The sequence below is a fragment of the Lysobacter sp. CA199 genome (genome assembly GCF_052078715.1).
GTDB lineage: Bacteria > Pseudomonadota > Gammaproteobacteria > Xanthomonadales > Xanthomonadaceae > Lysobacter.
In genome coordinates this window covers 39,388-60,699 of record NZ_JBQJIL010000018.1, presented here as the reverse complement: position 1 = coordinate 60,699, position 21,312 = coordinate 39,388, and the positions used below count along the sequence as shown (strand labels likewise).

General features: G+C 68.2%; 16 protein-coding genes. 9 read left to right on the top strand and 7 right to left on the bottom strand.

Annotated features, from left to right (window positions below):
• Positions 1-146 precede the first annotated feature (146 nt).
• On the top strand, positions 147-689 hold the full coding sequence (locus ACTOWJ_RS27545; protein ID WP_441337832.1) for an isochorismatase family protein: 543 nt from the start codon (positions 147-149) through the stop codon (positions 687-689).
• A gap of 59 nt (positions 690-748) precedes the next feature.
• Complete coding sequence (locus tag ACTOWJ_RS27540; RefSeq protein WP_441337831.1) at positions 749-1,522, top strand: SIMPL domain-containing protein; 774 nt, start codon at positions 749-751, stop codon at positions 1,520-1,522.
• A gap of 71 nt (positions 1,523-1,593) precedes the next feature.
• Here the strand turns inward: ACTOWJ_RS27540 and ACTOWJ_RS27535 are convergent, their stop codons facing one another.
• Positions 1,594-2,682 (bottom strand): PA0069 family radical SAM protein, encoded by a 1,089-nt coding sequence (locus ACTOWJ_RS27535; RefSeq protein WP_441337830.1) that lies wholly within the window; start codon positions 2,680-2,682, stop codon positions 1,594-1,596.
• A 285-nt stretch (positions 2,683-2,967) separates the two neighbouring features.
• On the opposite strand from ACTOWJ_RS27535, the gene ACTOWJ_RS27530 reads away from it, so the two are divergent.
• On the top strand, positions 2,968-5,163 hold the full coding sequence (locus ACTOWJ_RS27530) for a glycoside hydrolase family 3 N-terminal domain-containing protein (protein WP_441337829.1): 2,196 nt from the start codon (positions 2,968-2,970) through the stop codon (positions 5,161-5,163).
• A 135-nt stretch (positions 5,164-5,298) separates the two neighbouring features.
• A complete protein-coding gene (locus ACTOWJ_RS27525) occupies positions 5,299-6,306 on the top strand; it encodes a questin oxidase family protein (protein WP_441337828.1) in 1,008 nt (335 codons plus the stop codon).
• A 68-nt stretch (positions 6,307-6,374) separates the two neighbouring features.
• On the opposite strand, the gene ACTOWJ_RS27520 is transcribed toward ACTOWJ_RS27525, so the two are convergent.
• Together ACTOWJ_RS27520 and ACTOWJ_RS27515 are read right to left on the bottom strand one after the other, a co-directional pair.
• The gene (locus tag ACTOWJ_RS27520) at positions 6,375-8,276 is read right to left on the bottom strand and encodes a hypothetical protein (RefSeq protein ID WP_441337827.1); all 1,902 of its coding nucleotides are present in this window, start codon (positions 8,274-8,276) and stop codon (positions 6,375-6,377) included.
• A 387-nt stretch (positions 8,277-8,663) separates the two neighbouring features.
• On the bottom strand, positions 8,664-10,283 hold the full coding sequence (locus tag ACTOWJ_RS27515) for an MFS transporter (RefSeq protein WP_441337826.1): 1,620 nt from the start codon (positions 10,281-10,283) through the stop codon (positions 8,664-8,666).
• A 130-nt stretch (positions 10,284-10,413) separates the two neighbouring features.
• Between ACTOWJ_RS27515 and ACTOWJ_RS27510 the strand changes: the two genes are divergently transcribed.
• From ACTOWJ_RS27510 to ACTOWJ_RS27500, 3 genes are all read left to right on the top strand, one after another.
• Entirely contained in the window at positions 10,414-11,316 is a 903-nt protein-coding gene (locus ACTOWJ_RS27510; protein WP_441337825.1) for a LysR family transcriptional regulator, read from the top strand.
• Between the two features lie 308 nt (positions 11,317-11,624).
• Entirely contained in the window at positions 11,625-11,828 is a 204-nt protein-coding gene (locus ACTOWJ_RS27505; RefSeq protein WP_441337824.1) for a hypothetical protein, read from the top strand.
• A 104-nt stretch (positions 11,829-11,932) separates the two neighbouring features.
• Positions 11,933-13,087 (top strand): lysozyme inhibitor LprI family protein, encoded by a 1,155-nt coding sequence (locus ACTOWJ_RS27500; RefSeq protein WP_441337823.1) that lies wholly within the window; start codon positions 11,933-11,935, stop codon positions 13,085-13,087.
• Positions 13,088-13,227: 140 nt separating this feature from the next.
• Here ACTOWJ_RS27500 and ACTOWJ_RS27495 read toward each other — a convergent pair whose 3' ends face one another.
• The 3 genes from ACTOWJ_RS27495 to ACTOWJ_RS27485 form a co-directional block, all read right to left on the bottom strand.
• On the bottom strand, positions 13,228-15,153 hold the full coding sequence (locus tag ACTOWJ_RS27495) for a M4 family metallopeptidase (RefSeq protein ID WP_441337822.1): 1,926 nt from the start codon (positions 15,151-15,153) through the stop codon (positions 13,228-13,230).
• Between the two features lie 374 nt (positions 15,154-15,527).
• A complete protein-coding gene (locus tag ACTOWJ_RS27490; RefSeq protein ID WP_441337821.1) occupies positions 15,528-15,746 on the bottom strand; it encodes a hypothetical protein in 219 nt (72 codons plus the stop codon).
• Positions 15,747-16,319: 573 nt separating this feature from the next.
• Complete coding sequence (locus ACTOWJ_RS27485; protein WP_441337820.1) at positions 16,320-18,119, bottom strand: SLC13 family permease; 1,800 nt, start codon at positions 18,117-18,119, stop codon at positions 16,320-16,322.
• Positions 18,120-18,263: 144 nt separating this feature from the next.
• On the opposite strand from ACTOWJ_RS27485, the gene ACTOWJ_RS27480 reads away from it, so the two are divergent.
• Both ACTOWJ_RS27480 and ACTOWJ_RS27475 read left to right on the top strand, forming a co-directional pair.
• Positions 18,264-19,409, top strand: a complete 1,146-nt coding sequence (locus ACTOWJ_RS27480) for a sensor histidine kinase (protein WP_441337819.1) — start codon at positions 18,264-18,266, stop codon at positions 19,407-19,409.
• The gene (locus ACTOWJ_RS27475; protein ID WP_057941066.1) at positions 19,402-19,836 is read left to right on the top strand and encodes a response regulator; all 435 of its coding nucleotides are present in this window, start codon (positions 19,402-19,404) and stop codon (positions 19,834-19,836) included. The genes ACTOWJ_RS27480 and ACTOWJ_RS27475 overlap by 8 nt, the downstream gene beginning before the upstream one ends.
• 325 nt (positions 19,837-20,161) lie before the next feature.
• Here the strand turns inward: ACTOWJ_RS27475 and ACTOWJ_RS27470 are convergent, their stop codons facing one another.
• Entirely contained in the window at positions 20,162-20,899 is a 738-nt protein-coding gene (locus ACTOWJ_RS27470) for a 2OG-Fe(II) oxygenase (protein WP_441337818.1), read from the bottom strand.
• Positions 20,900-21,312: the final 413 nt, after the last annotated feature.

Here is a 21,312-nt window from a genome sequence, read left to right as displayed (position 1 = left end):
CGGGTGCCGCGGTCCAGGCCGCCGCAGACTGAAGGCTAGCCCGTCCGGACGTGCGCGCAAAGTGTGGGATCGGTCAGCATGAACGGCATAAGCCGGGGTCGCTGCTTGCGCTTAGGATAGCCGCACCCACAGCCAGGACGGACGGCATGACGGCGGCTTTGTTGGTGATCGACGTGCAATGCGGCTTGTTCCAGACCGATCCGCCCCCGGCCGAAGCGGCGGCAGTGATCGAGCGCATCAACGCGTTGGCCGCGCGCGCACGCGCCGCCGGCGTAGCGGTCGTGTTCGTCCAGCACGAGGCCGGTGCCGCCTCGCCGTTGTCGCACGGCGGCGACGGCTGGGGCCTGGACCCGCGCCTGCAGGTGGGCGACGGCGATCGCTTCGTGCGCAAGACCACGCCTGATTCGTTCCTGCGCACCGATCTGCAGGCGCAGCTGCGCGAACTGGAGGCCGACCACGTGCTGATCGCCGGCTACGCCAGCGAATTCTGCGTCGACACTACCGTGCGCAGCGCGGCGGCGTTGGGTTATCCGGTGACCTTGATCGCCGACGGCCACACCACCCACGACAAACCGCATGCCGATGCGGCGCAGATCCGCGCTCATCACAACGCGACCTTATCGAACGTGCGCAGCTTCGGCCCGGTGATCCGCGCCGTGGACGCGGCGGCGGTCGATTTCGCGCATTGAGTTTCATTGGAAGCGGGATCGTCCGCGTCCCTCCGAACGACTCGACAGGAAGCCACGCCATGCACGCAAAGTCGTTACTGCTGTTCGCCACCCTCGCGCTCTCCTCGGTGCCCGCCGCCGCGCAGTTCGCCGCCGCGCCCGCGCCCGGACAACGCAGCGTCAGCGTGTCCGGTTCGGCCGAGATTAAGGTCGCGCCGGACGAAATCCTGCTCAACGTCGGCGTGGAAACCCGCCATCCGCAACTGGAGGAAGCCAAGAAGCTCAACGACGACAGCGTCCGCGGTGCGCTGGCCCTGCTCAAGCGCAGCGGCGTGCCGGATAAGGATGTGCAGACCGATTTCGTCAACATCGAGCCGCGTTACGAATACGACGGCGACAACCGCGCTGCGTTGACGCGCACCCGCGTGGTGCCGTTGGTGTATGTGGTGCGCAAGAGCATCGGCATCCGCCTGACCCGCGTCGACGACTTCGAGAACGTGCTGTCCGGCCTGCTCGCCAACGGCGTGCAGTACATCCACGGTATCGAATTCCGCACCTCGCAGCTGCGCAAGCACCGCGACGCGGCGCGCGCGCTGGCGGTGCAGGCGGCCAAGGAGAAAGCCGATGCGCTGACCCAGGCCATGGGCGTCAAGCGCGGCGCGGTGCAGTCGATGTCGGAATCGTACTCGGGCGGTTGGTGGCGCGGCGTAGGCGGTTGGGGCGCGGGCGGCGGCCAGATGATGCAGAACGTGATGCAGAGCGCCGCCGGCGGAGACGCGTCGGAGAGCGACACCTTGTCGGTGGGGCAGATCAGCGTCAATGCGTCGGTGAGCGCGACGTTCGCGATCGAGTGAGGCCGTTGCCGCGGAACCATTCCCTCTCCCGCTTGCGGGAGAGGGAGAGTTCGACAGCGCGCTATGGACAATCAGAACAACTCGCCCTGACGCGAGGATTCGCGCGGCGCCTTGAACGCACCGGTGTCCAGCGCCGGCAATCTGCCGAAACCCAATCGCGCATGCGCCTTGCGGAAACGCTGGGCCAACAGATCGGCGAACGGGCCCTGGCCGCGCATGCGTTGGCCGAACTCGCTGCGGTAATCCTTGTCGCCATGCATCTGTTGCATGAGGCTCATGACGTGGGCGGCGCGGTCGGGGTAATGCAGCTCAAGCCACTCGCGCCAGATCTGTTTGAGCTCATGCGGCAAACGCAGCAGCACGTAGCCCGCGGCCGCCGCGCCCGCTTCGCGCGCCGCTTCCAGGATGTGTTCCAGATCCGCGTCGGTGATCATCGGGATCACCGGCGCCACCAGTACGCCGACCGGCACGCCGGCCTCGTGCAGGGCGGCGATGGTCTTCAAGCGTGTATGCGGCGCGGCCGCGCGCGGTTCGAGTTTCGCCGACAGCCGGTTGTCCAGGCTGGTCACCGACAGATACACGCTGACCAGCCGGCGTTCGGCCATGCGCGCCAGCAGATCGATATCGCGCGTGATCAGCGCGCTCTTGGTGACGAAGCTGACCGGATGTCCGCACTCGGACAGCAGCTCCAGAATATTGCGGGTCAGCCGGTAGCGTTTCTCGATCGGCTGATAACCGTCGGTGTTGATGCCCAGCGCGATCGGCGCGGGCACGTAACCGGGCTTGGCGATTTCCTCGCGCAAGCGCTCCACCGCGTTGGTCTTGGCGAACAGGCGGGTTTCGAAATCCAGTCCGGGCGACAGGTCCAGATAGGCATGGCTGGGGCGGGCGAAGCAGTACACGCAACCGTGTTCGCAACCGCGATAAGGATTGACCGACTGCGAGAAGCCGATGTCCGGCGAGTTGTTGCGGCTGATGATCGAGCGCGCGCGTTCTTCTTGCACGGTGGTTTGCGGACGCGGCGCATCCTCGCCGAGGTCCTCGTAGACCGAACCCCAGCCGTCGTCCTCGCCGATGGCGACGCGGCGCTCGAAGCGGCCGGGCACGCGCGAGGCGGCGCCGCGGCCTTTGATGGGAGCCTGGGGTTTGTATGCGTCCATCGCCGCAGGCTACGACGGCGGCGTCTCAGCGTCGGAGACGGTCGCGATCGGCGCTTGGACGGCTCGCGGCCAATGCAGGACGCGAACGTGGATCGTTCGCCGGCATGCTTATGGGCTATGGGGCCCGATAGCGAACCGCGCAGCGCGATCCGATCCCGGAGCCGTGTCCGGACCGTGGGGATTCGCGATAGCGTTCCGGTTTTGCGCCAGCGCGCAAGTTGACAGTCATGTAACCGTTTACATACCATAACTGAACGATAATTTCACGCACAGGTGCCTCTCGTAATGTCGGATCGCGTTGATATCGATGCACTGCTCGGCCGGATGACGTTGCAGGAAAAAATCGGCCAGCTGTCGGTGTTGGCCGATTCGATCCGACCGTTCGCGTTCGACGTGAATCCCGATTCGTTCCAATGGGGCCCGCAGCGCACGCGCGAGCTGATCCAGGCGGGCGAGGTGGGCGCGCTGTTCAACGGCGTGGGCGCGGCCGAGGGGCGCGAGTTGCAGCGCATCGCGGTGGAGGAAAGCCGGCTCGGGATTCCGTTGTTGCTCGGCGCCGATGTGATCCACGGCATGCGCACGGTGTTTCCGATTCCGCTCGGCGAAGCGGCGAGTTTCGAACCCGAGCTGGCGCGGCGGACGGCGCGCGCGGCGGCGGTGGAGGCCACGCGCGAAGGTTTGCATTGGACCTTCGCGCCGGTGGTCGATGTCGCGCGCGACCAGCGTTGGGGCCGGGTCGCCGAGACCACCGGTGAGGACACCTATCTGGCTTCGCAGTTCGCCGCGGCGCGGGTGCGCGGATTTCAGGGCGAGGACCTGACCGCGAACGATTCGTTGCTGGCCACGCTCAAGCATTTCGCCGCCTATGGCGCGGTGAGCGCGGGCTTGGATTACAACACCGTCGATCTGTCGCCGCAGACCTTGCACGACGTGCATCTGCCGCCGTTCAAGGCCGCCATCGACGCCGGCGCGTTGACGGTGATGAGTTCGTTCAACGACATCAACGGCGTGCCGGCGACGGCCAATCGCGATCTGCTGACCGGCATCCTGCGCGAGCAATGGGGCTTCGAAGGCTTCGTCGTGTCGGATTACACCTCCGACTTCGAACTGATCGCGCACGGTTACGCCGCCGACGAAAAACACGCCGCGCAGCTCAGCCTCAACGCCGGTCTGGACATGAGCATGCAGAGCGGCGTGTTCATGGATCATCTGGCGACTTTGGTCGCCGAAGGCGCGGTCAGCCTGCAGACGCTGGACGCGGCGGTACGGCGCATCCTCGACGTCAAGGCGCGCATGGGCATGTTCGACAATCCGTATCGCTCGCTGGTGGTGCCGCCGGAAGGGCCGGCGCCGTATCTGGCCGAGCACGACGCGCTGGCGCGCGATGCGGCGCGGCGGTCGGTGGTGATGCTCAAGAACGCGAGCGACGTGTTGCCGCTGCGCAAGTCGGGACAGCGCATCGCCTTGATCGGGCCGTTCGCGCGCGATCGCGAGAACCTGGCCGGCTGCTGGAACATCTTCGGCGACAGCACCCGCGAGATCGACCTGGAAACCGGTTTGCGCGCGGCGCTCGACGATCCCGATTCGCTGACCGTGGTCGAAGGCTGCGAGATTGAAGATGCGATCGAGGGCGGCATCGAAGCGGCGGTGGCCGCCGCGCGCGACGCCGAGGCGGTGCTCCTGGCGGTCGGCGAGCCCACCCGTTTCACCGGCGAGGCGCAGTCGCGTACCCAGATCGTGTTGCCGGCGGCGCAGCAGGCCTTGGTCGAGGCGGTGATCGCCACCGGCACGCCGGTGATCGTGCTGTTGCGCAACGGCCGCGCGCTCGCGCTGAGCCTGGCGTTACAGGCGGCCGACGCGATCCTGGTGACCTGGTTCCTCGGCAGCCAGACCGGGCATGCGCTCGCCGATCTGGTGTTCGGCGATCACAGCCCCAGCGGACGGCTGCCGATCAGCTTCCCGCACGAATCGGGGCAGCAGCCGTATTACTACAACCATCCGTCCTCCGGCCGGCCGTATCAGCCGGGCGGTTTCGAAGCCTTCCGCACACGTTGGCGCGAGACTGCCAATACCGCGCTGTATCCGTTCGGCCACGGTCTGACTTACACCCGGTTCGAGTACGGCGAAGTCGAGTTGAGCGCGCCGCAACTGGAGTGGGACGAAACGCTGGCGGTGCGCGCGCGCATCGCCAACGTCGGCACGCGCGGCGGCGAGGAAGTGGTGCAGCTGTACGTGCACGACCGCGTCGCCAGCCGGGTGCGGCCGCTGCGCGAACTCAAGGGTTTCGAGAAGATCGCCTTGGCGCCGGGCGAAAGCCGGATCGTGGAGTTTCGCTTGAGCCGCCACGATCTGCAGTTCCGCGGCGTCGACAACCGGCCGATCGCCGAACCGGGCCTGTTCGATCTGTGGCTGGCGCCGTCGGCGACTACGGGCGATCCGGTGTCCTTCGAACTGCGACCCGCGGCTTCGGGCGCGGGCTGACGTCATGTCGCCTGCGGGCGCGCGCGCGATCCGATACGTGGTCCGCGCGAGGCCGGGCGATCGTCGCCGCGGTGCCTATCGTTGCGACACGCGCCGGTCTCGGCGTCAAATCCGCAGGATGGGGGCCGCACTGCGATGATCGCGCGTCGGACCGACGACGCGCCGTTGCAGCGGATGCTGCGTTCGTTCCGGCGTTACTCACCGCTGTACGGCGAGCGGCTCTCCAACCATCTGCCGATGGCGACGATTGCGTTGTGGCGGATGGGCGCCGACGATGCGCAGATCGATCGCTTCGCCAAGCGTTACGCGCGGCGGCTGCAACCCAGGCCCGAGTTAACCCAAGCGGCTCAAGCCGATGCAGCGCATGTGCCGCCGCATTTGGGCGCGGGCGAGTTCGCGCGCGATGCGGCGTTCTTCGCCGCGCAACTGGATGCCTCGGGTGCGCCGGCCGTGCTCGCGCAGTGGATTGCGCGCCTGTTGCCCGGCGTGGCCAGCTCGGCGTTCCATGACCTGATCCGCACCGCGTACGCGGTCGAGTCCGGCTGTGTGGAGGAACTCGCCGACGCGCTCGCATCGTGGTCGGCCGAGTACGTCGATTTCGCGATGCCCTGGTGGGCCGACGAGCGTTCGCCGCAGGCGTTGATCGATGAGGTCGTGGCTCGTTTCGACGACCGCCGGGATTACCAGGGACCGATCGTCGACCGAATGCTCGCGGTCTCGCGCGATCCGTTCTTCGCCCGCGGCGTGCCGCTACCGCCCGCGCTGAGTCTGGAACGCATCCGCCAGGCCGTGCTGCAGCTATACGCGTCGGGCGACGATTTCACCGTGCTGCATACGGTCACCGCGACCCACGCGATGAGAACGCTGCAGCGGTTCATGCCCGATCGCGACGCGGCCTGCCGCTATCTGTGGCGGGGCGTGCTGCTGGCGGTGGCCACGGTCGCCGATGCCGTGGCGCGCAATCGCGCGTCGCCAGCGAGCGTCGCGACCGATGCGCCGTGGGAGACGATCGTGCAACGCGGTCGCGACAGCCTGGACGACCACGTCGTCAAACTGGTCTACACGGCGTGGCAGGAATCGGCGTTGGGCGAAGACGACTCGTATCGCCAGGTGGCGGCGCGCAAAGCCGGCGTGTCGGCCTGAGGCCCGCCCGGCGCGGACGGGCGCCAATGTGTTCCGCGTCGAGTCGGCATCGCGCCGTTCGCTCGCGTTCAACCCTTGGCCAACAGGCCGCGCGGGCAATCCTGCGAGCGCGCCGACGCGTCGAAGTAGAGTTTCGCGTCGACCGTCCGGGGCGAATCCAGGCCGAGACGTTCGCGGCCGAAACGCTCGCCCAGCGTGCCGTGGCGTTCGATCTGGGCGATGGTGTCGCGGACCGTGCGCGCGTGCGGCAGCGCGCTGGGCAGGTAGCGGCGATCGTTGTCCTCGGCCTGCCGCAACAAAGCCAGGGCGTCGTTGCGGCGGCAGGTGGCCATGGCGTACCAGGAGCGCACCAGCAGCACGTCGTGGATCAGCATGCGCTGGGCCAGCGGCAACGAGGCGCCGTTGTCGAGCGCGGCGACGTAGTCGGCGAACAGGCGGTCGGCCTGCGCCTGGCGACCGCTGCGATACACCGTCCAGGCCAGGGTGTAGTCGATGTTGAAACGCGAAGGGCTGCGTGCGGGCAAGTAACGGCGGACTTCGCTCTGGGCGTCGCGCAGCAGGCGTTCGGCCCGTGGCAGCTCGCGCTCGGGCGCGCGCAGCGCCAAGGCCGCGGCCAGCACGGTTTTCTCGTAAGGCGCGGGGATATCGGCCTCGCTGGCGGTCTGCACCAGTTCTTCCAGGATCGCCACGCCTTCGCGGTACGGCGCCGAGCCCCACACGCTGTCCATTCCGAAGGTCAGCTTGGCCGCCAGATTGAAGCGCACGCGCAGCGAGAACTCGTGGGTCGGCCCGAGCACCCGCTCGCAGATACGCACCGCGCGCCGCGCCTTGCTGACGCTGTCGAGGTAGCGGTTGTTCATGTAGTCGAGCTGCGATTCCAGACGCAGCACCTCGGCGTACTCTGGATGCTCGGCGCCGTAGCTGGCCAGCACGATCACCTTGCCGCGGTTGAGCGCGCGCGCGCTGTCCAGGTAGCGGCCGGTGCCGTACAAGGCGTCGGCCAAAGCGGTCCAGGCGCGGCCGGTATCGGGGTGGCGCTCGCCGACGTGCCCGCGACGGTCGGCGACCAACCGTTGTGCTTGCGCGACGGCGCGATCGCCTTGTTCGCTGTAGCTGAGCATGCGCACCAGGTAGTAGCGCGCGCTGTCAGCCTGGGCGCCGCCACGGTTTATCGCGATGGCTTGGTTGAGGTCGCGCTCGGCGCCGCCGAAGTCGAAGCGGCGCCCGCGCCATTCGCCGCGCTGGGTCAGCAGTTCGGCGATCAGCGCCGCGTCGGGCGGGACCAGCGTGCGCGCCTGGGCCAGCGCCGATTCCAGCGTATGCATTGCGCCGTCGTCGTCGGCGAGCCCCCATTGCGCGCGGGCCAGTTCGATCTGCAGCCGCAACCTGTCCAGGCGATTGGCGGTATCGAGCGCGCCGTCGTCGCGGCGCAGTTGGGCGCGGGCGACTTGTTCCGCGGGCGCGTAGCGCGCTTGCAAATTCAACAGCGAGACCGAGGTCGCGGTCACCGACAGGTTGCTCAGTTCGGCTTCGCGCAACAGCGTGGTGGATTCGGTGGCCAGACGTTCGGCGTGCGGGTAATGGCCGCTCAGAGCGTGACTGCGCGCCAGCGCCGACAGACCGCAGGCCAGGGTCATCGGCTGGTCGGGCGTGGCCAGCCGGCGCAGCCGGGTTTCGATCGCGCCCAGTTCGCGATCGCTGGCGAACGGCGCCGCGCCCAGATGGCAGATCGCGCCCACGCCGAGCTGCGAGGCGAACAGTTGCGCGACCTGCGCGTGGATGCGTGCGTCGCGTTCGCTGTGCTGACGCTGCTTGAGCGCATAGGCGGTGGCCGTGGTGCCGACCAGGACCAGTATCAGGGCCAGGCCGGCCGCGATCAGGCGGCCCCGACGCGGCAGGCGCGGACGCCGCCCTCCGGAGTCGGGGGCGACGCTCAAATCGGCGGGCAGGTGGGAGGCGTTGGAAGCCATCGATCAGCGGTCTCAGCGACGTACGGGCCAAGGTTCGGCCGCTCGGCGCTGGCTCACGGAACGCATTGCGTGCGTTCAAAGTGTGCAAACTCGCGCCGAAACGGTGGGTCAGCTACCGGATCGGCGTACGGTCCCCAGAACGGACATGCCGTCGGGACTAGATTCATGCTTGAGCACAGGCCGCGGCGCGTAGACGCGTGGCGGATCCGGGCATACGAGATGTGTATACGAAGCTCATGCAGCTACATCTATAGGCGCCAAATACGTGCCATGGCGTGGACTGTCCGGGCCCGGCGCAGACTGCGGGACCGGTCGCGAGGGATCGCTTTGGACGACCGGCGTCGGCCGGTCGCCGAGGGGGCCCGTACCGGACAGGCCCCGAATCGCTCAGCAGGCCGCTTCGTCGGCGAGCTCGCCGGCCGGTGAACTCGTCGCCGGTTCGATCGCGGCGGTCGCGGCAACGGCGGGCGAAGCCGAGCCCTGCTCCGGCGCATGCGCACTGGCGTTGCCGAGCAGGGCGTACACCACCGTGGCGATCGCCGCGGTCGCGCCGGCCAGGCCGTACATCAGCCAGGCGAAGGCCTGGTCGTAACGCAGCGCCAGCGTGGCCGCATCCAGTCGCGGCAGCAGCGCCGCGGCGCGCGCGAGGTCGCCGGTGGCCAGCCGTTGCGCGGCCTGGGCCAATGCGGCCGCGTCGTCGCCGGTCGCGTGCAGGCGCAGTTGCAGCAGGCCGGCCAGGGCCGCGGCTACGATCGCCAAGGCGATGCCCTCACCCGATACCCGGCTGGCGCCGAACACGCCCGCGGCCATGCCGGCGCGTTCCTTGGGCACCACGCTGATCGCCAGGCCGTCCATCAAGCCCCACGGCACCGCCGAGCCGGCGCCGATCAGCAGCATCGGCGCGATCAACCCGGACACCGAGCCCGCCGCGGCTTGCGCGCCCAACCACACCAGGCCGGCCGCGGCCAACAGCAGCCCGGCCGCGCACAAGGTGCCGGCGGCGATGCGGTGATTGAGCAGCGCGGCCAGGAACGGCACCACCAGCATCGGCGCCGACAGCGCGATCATCATCAGCCCGGCATCGAGCGCGCTGAGTCCGTGGATGCCGATCAGCCGCACCGGCAGCACGATGATCAGCGCCAGATAGCAAAAGCCGGTGCCGATCGGCAGCAATTGCGCGCCGACGAAGCGCGGGTACTTGAGCAGGCTCAGGTCCAGCATCGGCCGCGCGGCGCGGTTCTCCACCCGCACGAACACCGCCAGCAGCAGCGCCGCGCCGATCAGCGAGGCGATCACCCAACCGTCGCTCCAGCCGCGTTCGGGCGCTTCGAGCACGCCGATGGTCAGCAGCGCCAGCATCGCCGTCGAGCTGAGGCTGCCGAGCCAGTCCAGCCCGCCCGCGTCGGGATCGCGCGACTCGCGCATGCGCGGCACGCCGAACACGGTGGCCAGCAGCGCGATCGCCAGACTCGACAGGAACACCGAACGCCAGCCGTGGCTCTGCACCAGCCAGCCGGCCAGGCTGGGGCCGAACGCCAGGCCCAGCCCGAACGCGGTGCCGAGCAGGCTGAAGGCCCGGATCCGCGCCGGCCCGTGGAACTCCTGCGACAAGGCGGCGTTGCCGCCGGCCAGCGCCAATGCCGCGGCGACGCCCTGGGCGATGCGCAGGCCGTTGAGCGTGGCCAGGTTCGGCGCCAGCGCCAGCAGCAGCGAGACGACCGCGTAGGCGACGATGCCGATCGAAAACACCCGCTTGCGGCCGTAGGTGTCGGCCAAGGTGCCGGCCGCCATCAGACAGCTGCCGAAGGCCAGCATGAAGGCGTTGGTCATCCAGTTCAGCGCGACCGGGCTGCCGCCCAGCTCGGCGGCGATCGCCGGAATCGCCACCGGCGGGGCGGTGAAGCTCAGCGGCAGCACCAGTCCGGCCAGGCAGACGGCGCCGAGGATCAGGAAACGGTCGTAGCGGCCGGGCGCGGAAGCGGCGGCGGGGGAATCAGGAAGCGGCATGGGGGCGCCGTGGAATCGGGTGGACCAGCTTAGTTGCGCTGCAATTGGCGAAAAACACCGTTCCAGTTCGTGCTTTGCGGAACGATTGGCCATAATCAGCGCCAGATCCCGGGCCGAGAATGCAGCTGACATGGACAAACTAGGCAGTCTGCTGGCGTTCGTACGCACCGCGCAGTTGCGCAGCTTCGTCGCCGCCGGGCGCCAGCTCGGCGTGTCGTCCTCGGCGGTCGGCAAGAACGTGGCCAAGCTGGAACAGCAGCTCGGCGTACGCCTGCTCCAGCGCAACACCCGCAACGTGCGCCTGACCGATGAGGGCCGGCAGTTCTACGAGCGCTGCAAGCCGCTGCTGGATGAGCTGGAAGAAGCCGAGGCCATGCTCACCCATGCCATGCAGGCGCCGCGCGGGCGCCTGCGGGTCAGCCTGCCGACCAACGGCTACAAGTTTCTGGTGCCGGTGCTCGGCGAGTTCCGTCGCCGCTATCCCGAGGTCGAGCTGGACCTGGACTTCAACGACCAGATGGTCGACGTGATCGAAGGCGGCTTCGACGCGGTGATCCGCAGCGGCGACATGCCCGACTCGCGTTTGCGCGCGCGCCGCCTGGGGCCGTTCTGTTTCATGTTGTGCGCCTCGCCCGAGTACCTGGCGCGGCGCGGCGAACCGCGCGCGCCGGCCGATCTGGAAGCGCACGAGTGCATCCACTTCCGCTTCGCCAACAGCGGCAAGCTGCAGGAATGGTCGTTGCGGCTGGAACCGGGCGAGAGCCCGCCGCATCTGCCGGCGGCGCTGGTGTGCAACAACAGCGAGGCGGCGGTGCAGGCCGCGGTGCACGGCCTGGGGATCGTGTACTCGGTGGATTTCCTGGTCCGCGATCATCTCGCCGCCGACCGTCTGCGCCGGGTGCTGCCGGGCTTCGAGACCCAACGCGGACAGTTCTGGGCGCTGTGGCCGGCGCACAAGCACGTTTCGCCGAAGTTGCGAGTGTTCCTGGATTTCGTCGACGAGCATCTGTTCGTGCACAAGCCGCTGGCGTGAGCACGCGCGGCCTGGGCGGTGTCCGCCTCTGGCACGCCGACCCAAGCTGACCGACAATGCCGGCAACGCGCCGCGTGGATGGCGGCGCATACGCCGGCCCGCACGCTTCGGCCGTCTGCGTCCTCTCTTTCGAAGACCGACCACCGCACGGATGCGCGAACCCGACACCCCCGTCGAAACACCGGCTGCGCCGATCCGGGCGTGCGGCCGCGCGCCGTCGAAACGCGTTATCGAAAACCGATCGCCGCGCGCCCGGTCGCGGGCGCCGCACTTTGTCGCGATGTCGCCACCAGAAATTCCGATGATCCGTGCGCGCGGCCCTGAAGGCCGATCGCATGCTCGGCTACTCCAAGGCCATCGACGAGAGCGCCGATGAGAACGGCGAGGTGCAGAACCTGTGGCCGATCGATGCGGGCGGGTATTTGCTGGAGAACGACGACATCTACCAACAGCGCGTGTTCAAGAAGGTCGAGGGCGTCTACAAGCTGCAGCGGATTCCGTTCTATTCGTAATCGCCGGTCGGATTCGCGATCGAGGGCGCTCGTCGTCGATCGATCCGCGTCGCCGATACGCTCGATCGCATTCTTCCGATGTTTCATCGCCATGGAATCAGGCCATGTCCGTTCGTCGTAACTCGATCCGCCGCATTCGCCGCCGAGCATCCGCGCTGGCCGCGGCGTTCGCCCTCGCCTCGTGCGCCTTGTCCGCCGCCACGCAGACGGCGGCGCCCAGAGCCTTCGACGGTTTCTGGGAGGCCTGCCAGGGCTACCAGGGCGAGCTGTGGTGCAGCCAACTGCAACTCGAGCGCCACGGCGATCGCATACGCGGCGCGTGGGACTGGCGCGCCAGCAACACCGGCGGCACCGATCTGTTCAAGGGCAGCGTCGAAGGAAACCGTATCGCGTTCGATCCGGACAGTTGCGTGGTCGGTCCGGACCAGGCCTGCGATCCGCGTCCGCGGTCCGAACACCCGTCTTACCTGCTGATGTGCGCTGACCGCTTGCACTGGGTCCACGACCGGGCCGCCACCTGTAAGACCAAGATCGACGCGGGCCGGCGCTATCTGCGCGTCGCGCAGGACTGGGTCAACCCGGTCGAGTTCGCCGCATTCGATTTCTTCAAGCAAGAATCCACCGATCCGGCCGTGGCCGCCGCGGCTCGCAAGCCGTCCTTCGACTGCGCCAAGGCCGGCAGCGACGCCGAGCATGCGATCTGCGCGCAGCCGGCGTTGGCGCGCGCCGATCGCGCCATCGCCTCGCGCTACCGACGCGTGCGCGCCGCGTTGGACCCGGGCGCGGCGCAGGCCCTGCAGAGCGATCAGCGCGACTTCCTGAGCCGGCGCGATGCGTGGTTCGATCGCGACGGCAAAGACGGCCGCGGCGGCGGCGACGGGCTGAAGGACTATCTCAACGCGCGCCTGGTTTTTCTCGATCGCATCGATACCCGGCCGCGAGAGGGTCTGACCGGTTTGTGGGGCGATGCGGCCAACCAGGCCTCATTCAAGGCCGTGGGCGAGGGCCGCATCGAGGTAGACGCGGACGGCGCCGAGCCGGTGCTGGGGCGTTGGATTTGCGAATTCGACGGCAGCGGCAAGCCCGTCGGCGCGGTCCTGACGATCGACGGCGACGACGGCAGCCAGCTGCGTTTCGCCCGCGACGGCGGCGCGTTGGAGGTGCAAGAACGCTTTCCCGAACGCGGCGACTACAAGGGCCGCTCGGCCCATTGCGGCTATCGCGGATCGTTGACCGGTCGCTATCTGCCGCTCAAGTGATGCGCACCGTCCGATGCGCGCCGTCGGCGCACGTCGCCGACGGATAAAGAACGGCCCCCGCCGCATCGCTGCAACGGGGGCCGCAACAACCGTCAATACTTACCAATCCGAGCCCGGGTACGACTCAGTGTTCGCTCAGTTCAGTTCTTGCAGCGCGCGGCGGTGGAACCTTCCGGCAGCGGCACGGCGACCGCTTCCCAGGCGCAGGCGACGGTCTTGACCGCACTGGCCTTGAGCAGGCCGCGATCGACCAGGTCCTGCGCCGCGGTCTGGGTGGCCACGCGCGCGTCGGGGTAGCTGGACTGCGAGGTCAGGTACAGCGTGTTGGCGCGGTACCAGATCTGGCCGGCGACGGTCGGCGTCAGGCCCTTGAGGCCGGTCGCGCCGTTGCACACCAGGTCGGAGGCCAGCACGGTCTTGCGATGCGACTTGGGCACCTTCTGGCCTTCGGCGAGCAGGTAGAAGAAGTGGTTGCCGATGCCGGAGGTGTAGTGCGGATCGTGCGCCTGGTTTTCCGGATCGAAACCGCCGGCCGGGTAGCAGTCGTAGGAACCGTTGCCGTCCTCGTCCTGGTCCAGGCTGGGCTTGAACATGAAACGCAGCGGCACGCCGCTCAGCATCACGTTCTCGCCGATCAGGTAATCCGGCGGATCCTTCGGGCTGTTGTCGAAGAACTCGACCAGGGTGCCGTGGATGTCGGAGGTCGCTTCGTTCAAGCCGCCGGCATCGCCGGAATACAGCAGGCCCGAGGTCGCCTGGGTCACGCCGTGCGACATCTCATGGCCGGCCACGTCGATGGCGACCACCGGATTGGACACGCCGTAATCGCCGTTGCCGTAGACCATGCGCTTGGCGTCGCCGTCCCAGAACGCGTTGGTGCCGCCGATGTCGATGAAGCCGAAGTAGCTGAAGGTGACATTGACGAAGCTCTGCACGCCCAGGCCGTCGCCGAAGATGCCGACGCGGTCGTAGAACTTCTTGTAGTAGTCCCAAGTCTTCGACACACCGTAATGCGCTTCCACGCCGGTGCGCTCGATGTTGGTCATCTGCTGGTTGCCCCAGACGTTGTCGGCGTCGAACATCGGCGGCGCGGTGAAGTCGCCGCCGCCGAACACCAGGTCGACCACGGTACCGCCGGTGTTGTGCACGCTGCCGCCGCCGCGCTTGTCGTCGCGCAGCAGATAGCCCGCGCCACGGCCGTCGCTTTCTTCCGCGTCGACCTTGCTGGTGGAGATCGCCACCTTGCCGCGGGTGATGGTGAAGCCGTCGCCTTCGGCCGCTTCGGCGGTGTAGATGCGGCTGTCGCGGCCGAGGAAACCGCCGTGGTCGGCGTCGACATAGATCAGGTCGTGGACCGGACGCTCGGCGGCGTTGAGGCCGCGGAAGCTGACTTCATACGCCAGGGTCGGCTGGTTGTCCTTGGCGAAATACACCATGCGCGACTTCGGCGCTTCGAGAAAACGCCCAGCGAAATGCGTGCCCGCGTCGGCGATGGCCTGCACTTGCGACAGCTTGGGCGCGGCGGCGGCGCCATTGCCGAGCTTGAGGTCCAGGGACTTGCTGATCGAGGTCAGCAGGCCGCCTTTGGCGTGGGTGACCAGGTCGCCGCCGATCACCGGCAGGCCCTGGTAGTCGCGCTGGAAGCGCACGTGTTCGCTGCCGTCGGCTTCGACCACCACATCGCGCGGCCGATAGGTTTCGGCGGCCATCGCCTGGGCGCCGGCGTTGCCGCTGGCCAGGCCTTGCGCGCCGGTGTCGCGCGCCTTGCGCGCCTGCAGCAGTTCGCGCGCGCGCTGCACCGCCGGATGGCGTTCGAGCTGCGCGGCCGGAGTGGCGCCCGAACGCGCGGAGGCGTCGGCGAAGCTGTTGGTGGCGCTGGCGTGCGCGGCGATCTGCAGCGGCGACTGCGCAGCCCAAGCGGTGGTATGAGCGGTTTGCGTCGACGGCTGGCCTTGCGCGGCGCTGCGATCGAGGTCGTCGCGCTGCGCGGTGATCAGCGCGGTCGCGGTGGTGCCGGTGATCGCGAGCAGGATCGATGCGGTCAGCACGCGTTGTTTCATGGTCATGCGAGGTTGTCTCCGAGTCATGCGAAGCAAAATAGGAAAGAACGCAAAGTCGTCGTTTCGCGATCGGTGTCGCGAAATCGGCGTTACTGCACAACGGCAGGGAGCTTGTAATACCCGGAATATTGCGTTCTACGACGAGTAAGAACGCGACCTTCCATCATTTCCCCATCCATGCGAACGCTCACGGGCACGCTCTACCCCACCTCGCGGGCACGCGAACGATGCATGACCGACGCGAAATGCGATGCGCGTCTAACAGAGCGATGCGATGAGCGCCCGAATGCGGGCTTGAACGCGGCGCGGCTTGGCGGGTTCGGATCGGGGCCGTGTTCGGCGCGGGCCGGGTCGATGGCCGCGCGCGACGGCGCGGCGTTTCAGCGCCGCGGCGCGGGCATGATGTGCGACAGATAGATCCGGCTGTCTTCGAAAATGCGGATCGACACGGCGACGCCGAGCTGCACGGACAGATGAAAGGCCTCGGTCTTGGCCGCGGCCGACGCGTCGGACGGATTGTCGAAGCGCTCGTCGGCGACATCGCACGACAACGTGCGGCCGAGGTAGGTGGATTCGTTGAGTTGCACGGTGTAGCGCATAGGAGCGGCCGACCATCGAAGAAACGGAGTGCCCCGGCCCAGCTGGACCGCTTGCTCAAGGCGGCGACTCATTCGTGTGCTGAGCGGCGTCCGTTGCCGGCGCATAAGTCGTGCTTCCGGGGCGTGCATAAGGTGACTGAGTGGTTCAGGTTTTACCCTCAGGGGACCACAGGGCGTGGTGTAGGAAATGTCTGATCAGCCGCAAGCGATTAACAACGCGCCAGTCCCGAAGCCCGTCCTCCGCCCGCCTGAAAAGCGCCCTAACCCCAACCCTCTCCCGCAAGCGGGAGAGGGAGCCGAGCCCCTATGAACAAACCCCTGTCGCCCCACGCCATCCGCGACTTTCGACGGATTCGCCCGCTCCTCCGTCGCCTTAGCGTGTTCGCGCCGCGGCGCAGCGGCTCGACAAGGACCGACCATGTTCGCGACCGCCAGGACGATGTCTCTGCGCTCCCCGCTGCGGTCGAGATCGGCCGGGCCGCGGCCTTCGCGCCTGCTGTTCGCGCTGAGCCTGCTGCTGGTCTGCGCCAGCGGGCCGGCGGCAGTCGGTCAGGGCGGCGGCGCGCCGATCGCTCAGGACAGTCCGGGCCACAACGGCCCGCCGAGCCACAACCAGCGCGCCATCCAGGCGCTGACCAAAGCGATGAGCACGGTCAGGGGCAAGCCGATCCGCAGGAAATCGCTGAAGCGGTACTGGCCGGGCCCGAGGATGAGAAGGTTGCCGTGGTGACCGATCGGGGTCAGGAACGCGACCACTGCGCCCAGCGCGGTGCACACCACGAACGGCGTCGCCGGCAGGCCCAGCGATTGCGCCAGTGAAATCGCGATCGGCCCCAGCAGCACCGTGGTCGCCGCATCCGACAGAATCTGGGTCAGCAGCGCGGCGACGGTGAACATCACCAGCAAGATCGCCAGCGGCGGCCAGCCGGCGATCACCTGCAGCATGCCCTGGGCGAGCAGTTGCGCGGTGCCGGTCTGCTCCATCGCCACGCCCAGCGGGATCACGCCGGCGATCATCACGAAGATGCGCACGTCGATCTCGCGATAGGCCTGCTCCACATCCACGCAGCGCGTGGCCACCATCGCCACCGCGCCGAGCAGGAACGCCAGCGATGCCGGCAGCCATTCGGTCCCCGCGGCGAGCACGGTCATGCCCAGGATGCCCAGCGCCAGCGGCGCGCGGACGCGGCGGCGCGCTTCGCCGGCGAACGGCACCAGCATCAGAAAGCCGTGGTGCGCGGCCAGTTCGGCGAAGCGCGCCGGCCGACCCCACAGCACCAGCAGATCGCCCTCGCGCAGGCGCGCGTCCGACAGCCGCGGCGCCACCGCGCCCTGACGCCGCCACAGCCCGGCGATCACCGCATGGAACTGGCGCGCGAAATCCAGCTCGCGCACGCTGCGGCCGATGAATTCCGAACCCGGCGCGACCACCGCCTGCACCAGTTGCGCCTCGCCGTCGCCGTCGGCATGTTCGCCGAAGCGCTTGATCGCGTTGAGGTCCAGGCCGGCGTCGTCGTGCAGCGAGGCCAGCGCGTCGGCCGAGGCTTCCACCAGCAGAATGTCGCCGCTGATCAGCGGGCTGCTCGGCCCCAGGTCCTGGCGCCGCTGCCCGTCGCGCAGCCAGCCGGTCAACACGAAGCGGTCGCCCAGGGCCTTCTGCAGTTCGGCCAGCGGACGCGTGCTCCAGCGCGAGCCTTCCACGATCACCAGCTCGGTGCGGTAACGGTCCAGACGCAGATAACCGTCGTCGCCGTGCTCGCCGCCGCGCTTGGGCAGGATCCAGCGCATCGCCAGCATGTACAGCACGCCGACCAGGATCAGGGCCAGGCCGATCGGGGTGATCGAGAAGATGCCCAGGCCCGGCGCGCCGGTGCGTTCGATCAGATTGTCGGCGAGCAGGAAGGCCGGCGCGCTGACCAAGGTCAAGGTTGTCCCTAAAGAGGCTGCAAACGACATGGGCATGAGCAGACGCGAAGCCGACAGCCCGCGCGATTTCGCGAACCGGGTCAGGATCGGTAGCATCATCGCCGTGACCATGACGTGGTGGGTGAACGAGGACAGCGCCGCCACCGCCGGCATGGTCACCGCGATCGCGCGGGTCTCGCTGTGCCCGGCGGCGTGGCCGATCCATTGGCCCAGGCGCTCGGTGATGCCGGTGGCGGCCAGCCCGCCGGAGATCACGAACACCGCCGCGACGATGATCGCCGGCTCGCTGGCAAAGCCCGACAGCGCCTGCTTGGCGTCCAGCACGCCGGTCAGCACCAGCGCCAGCAGGGTCAGCATGGCGGTGACGTCGACCCGCAACCGCTCGCTGACGAACAGATACAGCGCTGCGCCCAGAATCAGCAGGAAGGCGATCTGTGAGAAATCCATGCCGGCATTGTGCTGGACCGGCTCGTGTCGAAGCCGTGTGCAGCGTCCACCGCGCCGTCACGACCGGATTGGCTACACTCTGCGGCCACTTCACGCCCACACCGTGCCCGCCGTTTTTACGCGATGACCCTGCCGCAGACCTCGATGCCCGCCCATTCCGCCGCAGACGACCGTTTCCGTCTGGCGATGGCGGCATCCAACATCGGCATGGCGATCGTCTCGCCCGACGGCATCTGGCTGGAGGTCAATCCGGCGATGTGCGCGATGCTGGGTTACCGCATCGACGAGTTGACCGGGCATCACTACAGCGAAGTCACCCATCCCGACGATCTGGCGATCAGCGACAACCTCGTCGCCGCCCTGGTCAGCGGCGCGCTGGCCTCGGTCGACGAACACAAGCGCTACGTGCACCGCGACGGCAGCGACGTGTGGGTGCAGCTCAACGTGGCGGTGATGCGCGATGAAGACGGCGCGCCGCAGTACTTCATCTCGCACATGCGCGACATCCGCGGCGAGCGCGCGGCCGGCATGGCGCTGAGCGTGCGCATGGCCGAACACGGCGCCGCGCTGGATGCCTCCAACCGTCAGCTGCAGCTGTTCGCCGACGCGGTCGCGCACGATCTGCGCGCGCCGCTGCGTTCGATCGAAAGTTTCTCCGCTTTGCTGGGCGAACGCGCCGTCGAACGCCTGAACGAAACCGACCGCGACTACCTGGCGCGGATCCGCGCCGCGGCCTCGCGCATGACCGGCCTGCTGGCCGCGCTGACCGAGCTGTCGCATGTGACCCGCGCGGACATGCGCATCGCGCCGGTCGACCTGAGCCTGCTCGCCGATTGGGTCGGCGCCGAGTTGCAGGACACCGATCCGCGCCATCGCGGCGAGATCAACGTGCAGCCCGGGCTGCAGGTCGAGGGCGACGAACGCCTGCTCAAGCTGATGTTGAACCAGCTCATGCACAACGCCTGGAAGTTCTCCCGCGAGCGCGACGCCGAAGACGCGCCGGTGAATATCCAGGTGCGCGGCGAAGTGGCCGGCGGACGCCTGCTGCTGTCGATCCAGGACCAGGGGTCCGGATTCGACATGCGCTATGCTCATAAGCTGTTCGAGCCCTTCCAGCGCCTGCACGGGCCGGACCAGGGCGGCGGTCACGGCCTCGGCCTGGCGATCGCGCGGCGGGTGGTGGAGCGGCATCGCGGCCAGTTGCGCGCACATTCGCAACCCGGCGCGGGCAGTACGTTTACAGTCGAACTGCCCGTCGTATCGGCGGGCGAGGAAAAGCCGAATGCATAAGGAAATCCTGCTGGTCGAGGACAACCCCGACGACGTCGAGCTGACCCGGCTCGCCTTCGACGAGGCCAAGATCGCCAACAGGCTGGTGGTGATGGGCGACGGCGCCGAGGCGCTGGATTACCTGTTCGCCCGCGGCCGCTATTCCGACCGCGATCCGGCCGACCTGCCCTCGATCGTGCTGCTGGACCTCAACCTGCCCAAGGTCGACGGGCGCGAGGTGCTGCAGGCGATCCGCGCCCACGAGCCCACCCGCACCTTGCCGGTGGTGGTGCTGACCACCAGCACCGAGCCGTTCGATGTCGAGGCCAGTTATGCGCTCGGGGTCAACAGCTACATCCAGAAGCCGGTGGATTTCGAGCAGTTCGTGTGGGCGGTCAAGCAGGTCGGATTGTATTGGCTGGTGTTGAACCATCCGCGTAATCCTTGAGGCGCGGTGGCGGGCTTCAAGCTCGCGCCGTCGTCCACGTTTCGCGGTCGCGACTTGCGTCGCTCCTACAATCGCTGCGCCGCCGCCTGCGAAATAGCCGGAAATCCTCCCTGTAGGAGCGGCGCAAGCCGCGACCGCAGGGCTTCAAGCTCGCGCCGTCGTCCACGTTTCGTGGTCGCGACTTGCGTCGCTCCTACAATCGCTGCGCCGCCGCCTGCGAAATAGCCGGAAATCCTCCCTGTAGGAGCGGCGCAAGCCGCGACCGCAGGGCTTCAGGCTCGCGCCGTCGTCCCTGCTGCGCAGCAACCGTCCGGCGAACGCCTGATCAGCCGCCACCGCCATACAACCGCTCCGCGCGCTGGAACAAAATCCAGCTGGTGGCGATGTACTTGTCCCCGCCCTTGGGCCGATTGCCGCGATGGGTGTGGGTGAACGCCGCCGGCGCGATCAGCAGATCGCCGGCGCGCGGGGCGATCTTGCGCCGCTGGTACAGGAATTCGGTTTCGCCTTCCTCGAACCCGTCGTTGAGATAGATCGTCCACAGCACGTGGCGATGCAGGGTCTCGGCGTGCGGATCGCGCGGATACAGCTCGCAATGCCAGTACGGATAACCGCCGCGATCGGCGGTGTAGCGCTGCAGATTGATCGCGCCGGGACGGAACACGGTCTGCGCGACCGGCGCCAGCGCGTTGTCGTCCATCTGGGCCATGCGCTCGGGCGTGAGCCGGTGGCGCTTGCCGTCGACGCTGGGCGTTTCCAGCATCAGCGGCGCGATCATGGTGTGCGGATAGCGGCGCAGGTACAGCAGCAGGCCGCGGAACACCGCCAGGTTCAAGGCGACCTCGATGTCTTTCCAGCCCTCGCGGCCGGTGATGGTGAGATCGCGGCTGTCCTTCAGATCCGGGATCACTCCGCCGCCGACCCGGCCCGGTTCGCTGTCGCGGCTGGCGTCGAAGCGTTGCACCAGCTCGGCGCACTGCTCGCGCGTGAGCGCTTGCGGGTAGACCTCGATGAAATCGTCTCCGGCGGCGGCGGGTGCAACGGTGTCGGCTGTGGATGACATGGCGGGCGATGGCTCTGAGAAAACGCGCCAACGGTAGGCGCGTGGACAGCCCACATCCTCGCATGCGCGCGGAGGCTTGCAAAAAAAACGGGTCGCGAATGCGGTCCGGCCGAGCCGTTTCGGCCGTCGGAGCGGGTTTGAGCGGCGGCAGCGACGGCCTGAAGCGATCAGGAGCATGGGCGGGCCCGCTGTCCGGCCGCGAGCGCGGTATGCGCGATCTCGGCCGGGTCCGGCGCGGTGAGAAGATCCGTTCAGATTCACCGTCCTGCGCGCGCGCCGCGGCCTCGCGCGCAGTGTCGAACCGTACGCTCGGCGAAGCGGCGAACCCGAGCCGCCCTCGCCCTGTTCGGACTTGGCGACCTTTCCGATGGGCGCGCTCAGCCGGCCTGCAGACGCGCCATTCGGATCGCCGT

Bases quoted from the DNA above. Each gene is read 5' to 3' on its own strand.
- ACTOWJ_RS27535 (WP_441337830.1), bottom strand. From the start codon at position 2,682: ATGGACGCATACAAACCCCAGGCTCCCATCAAAGGCCGCGGCGCCGCC.
- ACTOWJ_RS27490 (WP_441337821.1), bottom strand. From the start codon at position 15,746: ATGCGCTACACCGTGCAACTCAACGAATCCACCTACCTCGGCCGCACG.
- ACTOWJ_RS27470 (WP_441337818.1), bottom strand. From the start codon at position 20,899: ATGTCATCCACAGCCGACACCGTTGCACCCGCCGCCGCCGGAGACGAT.
- ACTOWJ_RS27530 (WP_441337829.1), top strand. From the start codon at position 2,968: ATGTCGGATCGCGTTGATATCGATGCACTGCTCGGCCGGATGACGTTG.
- ACTOWJ_RS27500 (WP_441337823.1), top strand. From the start codon at position 11,933: ATGTCCGTTCGTCGTAACTCGATCCGCCGCATTCGCCGCCGAGCATCC.
- ACTOWJ_RS27520 (WP_441337827.1), bottom strand. From the start codon at position 8,276: ATGGCTTCCAACGCCTCCCACCTGCCCGCCGATTTGAGCGTCGCCCCC.
- ACTOWJ_RS27525 (WP_441337828.1), top strand. From the start codon at position 5,299: ATGATCGCGCGTCGGACCGACGACGCGCCGTTGCAGCGGATGCTGCGT.
- ACTOWJ_RS27485 (WP_441337820.1), bottom strand. From the start codon at position 18,119: ATGGATTTCTCACAGATCGCCTTCCTGCTGATTCTGGGCGCAGCGCTG.
- ACTOWJ_RS27515 (WP_441337826.1), bottom strand. From the start codon at position 10,283: ATGCCGCTTCCTGATTCCCCCGCCGCCGCTTCCGCGCCCGGCCGCTAC.
- ACTOWJ_RS27495 (WP_441337822.1), bottom strand. From the start codon at position 15,153: ATGACCATGAAACAACGCGTGCTGACCGCATCGATCCTGCTCGCGATC.
- ACTOWJ_RS27475 (WP_057941066.1), top strand. From the start codon at position 19,402: ATGCATAAGGAAATCCTGCTGGTCGAGGACAACCCCGACGACGTCGAG.
- ACTOWJ_RS27480 (WP_441337819.1), top strand. From the start codon at position 18,264: ATGCCCGCCCATTCCGCCGCAGACGACCGTTTCCGTCTGGCGATGGCG.
- ACTOWJ_RS27545 (WP_441337832.1), top strand. From the start codon at position 147: ATGACGGCGGCTTTGTTGGTGATCGACGTGCAATGCGGCTTGTTCCAG.
- ACTOWJ_RS27510 (WP_441337825.1), top strand. From the start codon at position 10,414: ATGGACAAACTAGGCAGTCTGCTGGCGTTCGTACGCACCGCGCAGTTG.
- ACTOWJ_RS27540 (WP_441337831.1), top strand. From the start codon at position 749: ATGCACGCAAAGTCGTTACTGCTGTTCGCCACCCTCGCGCTCTCCTCG.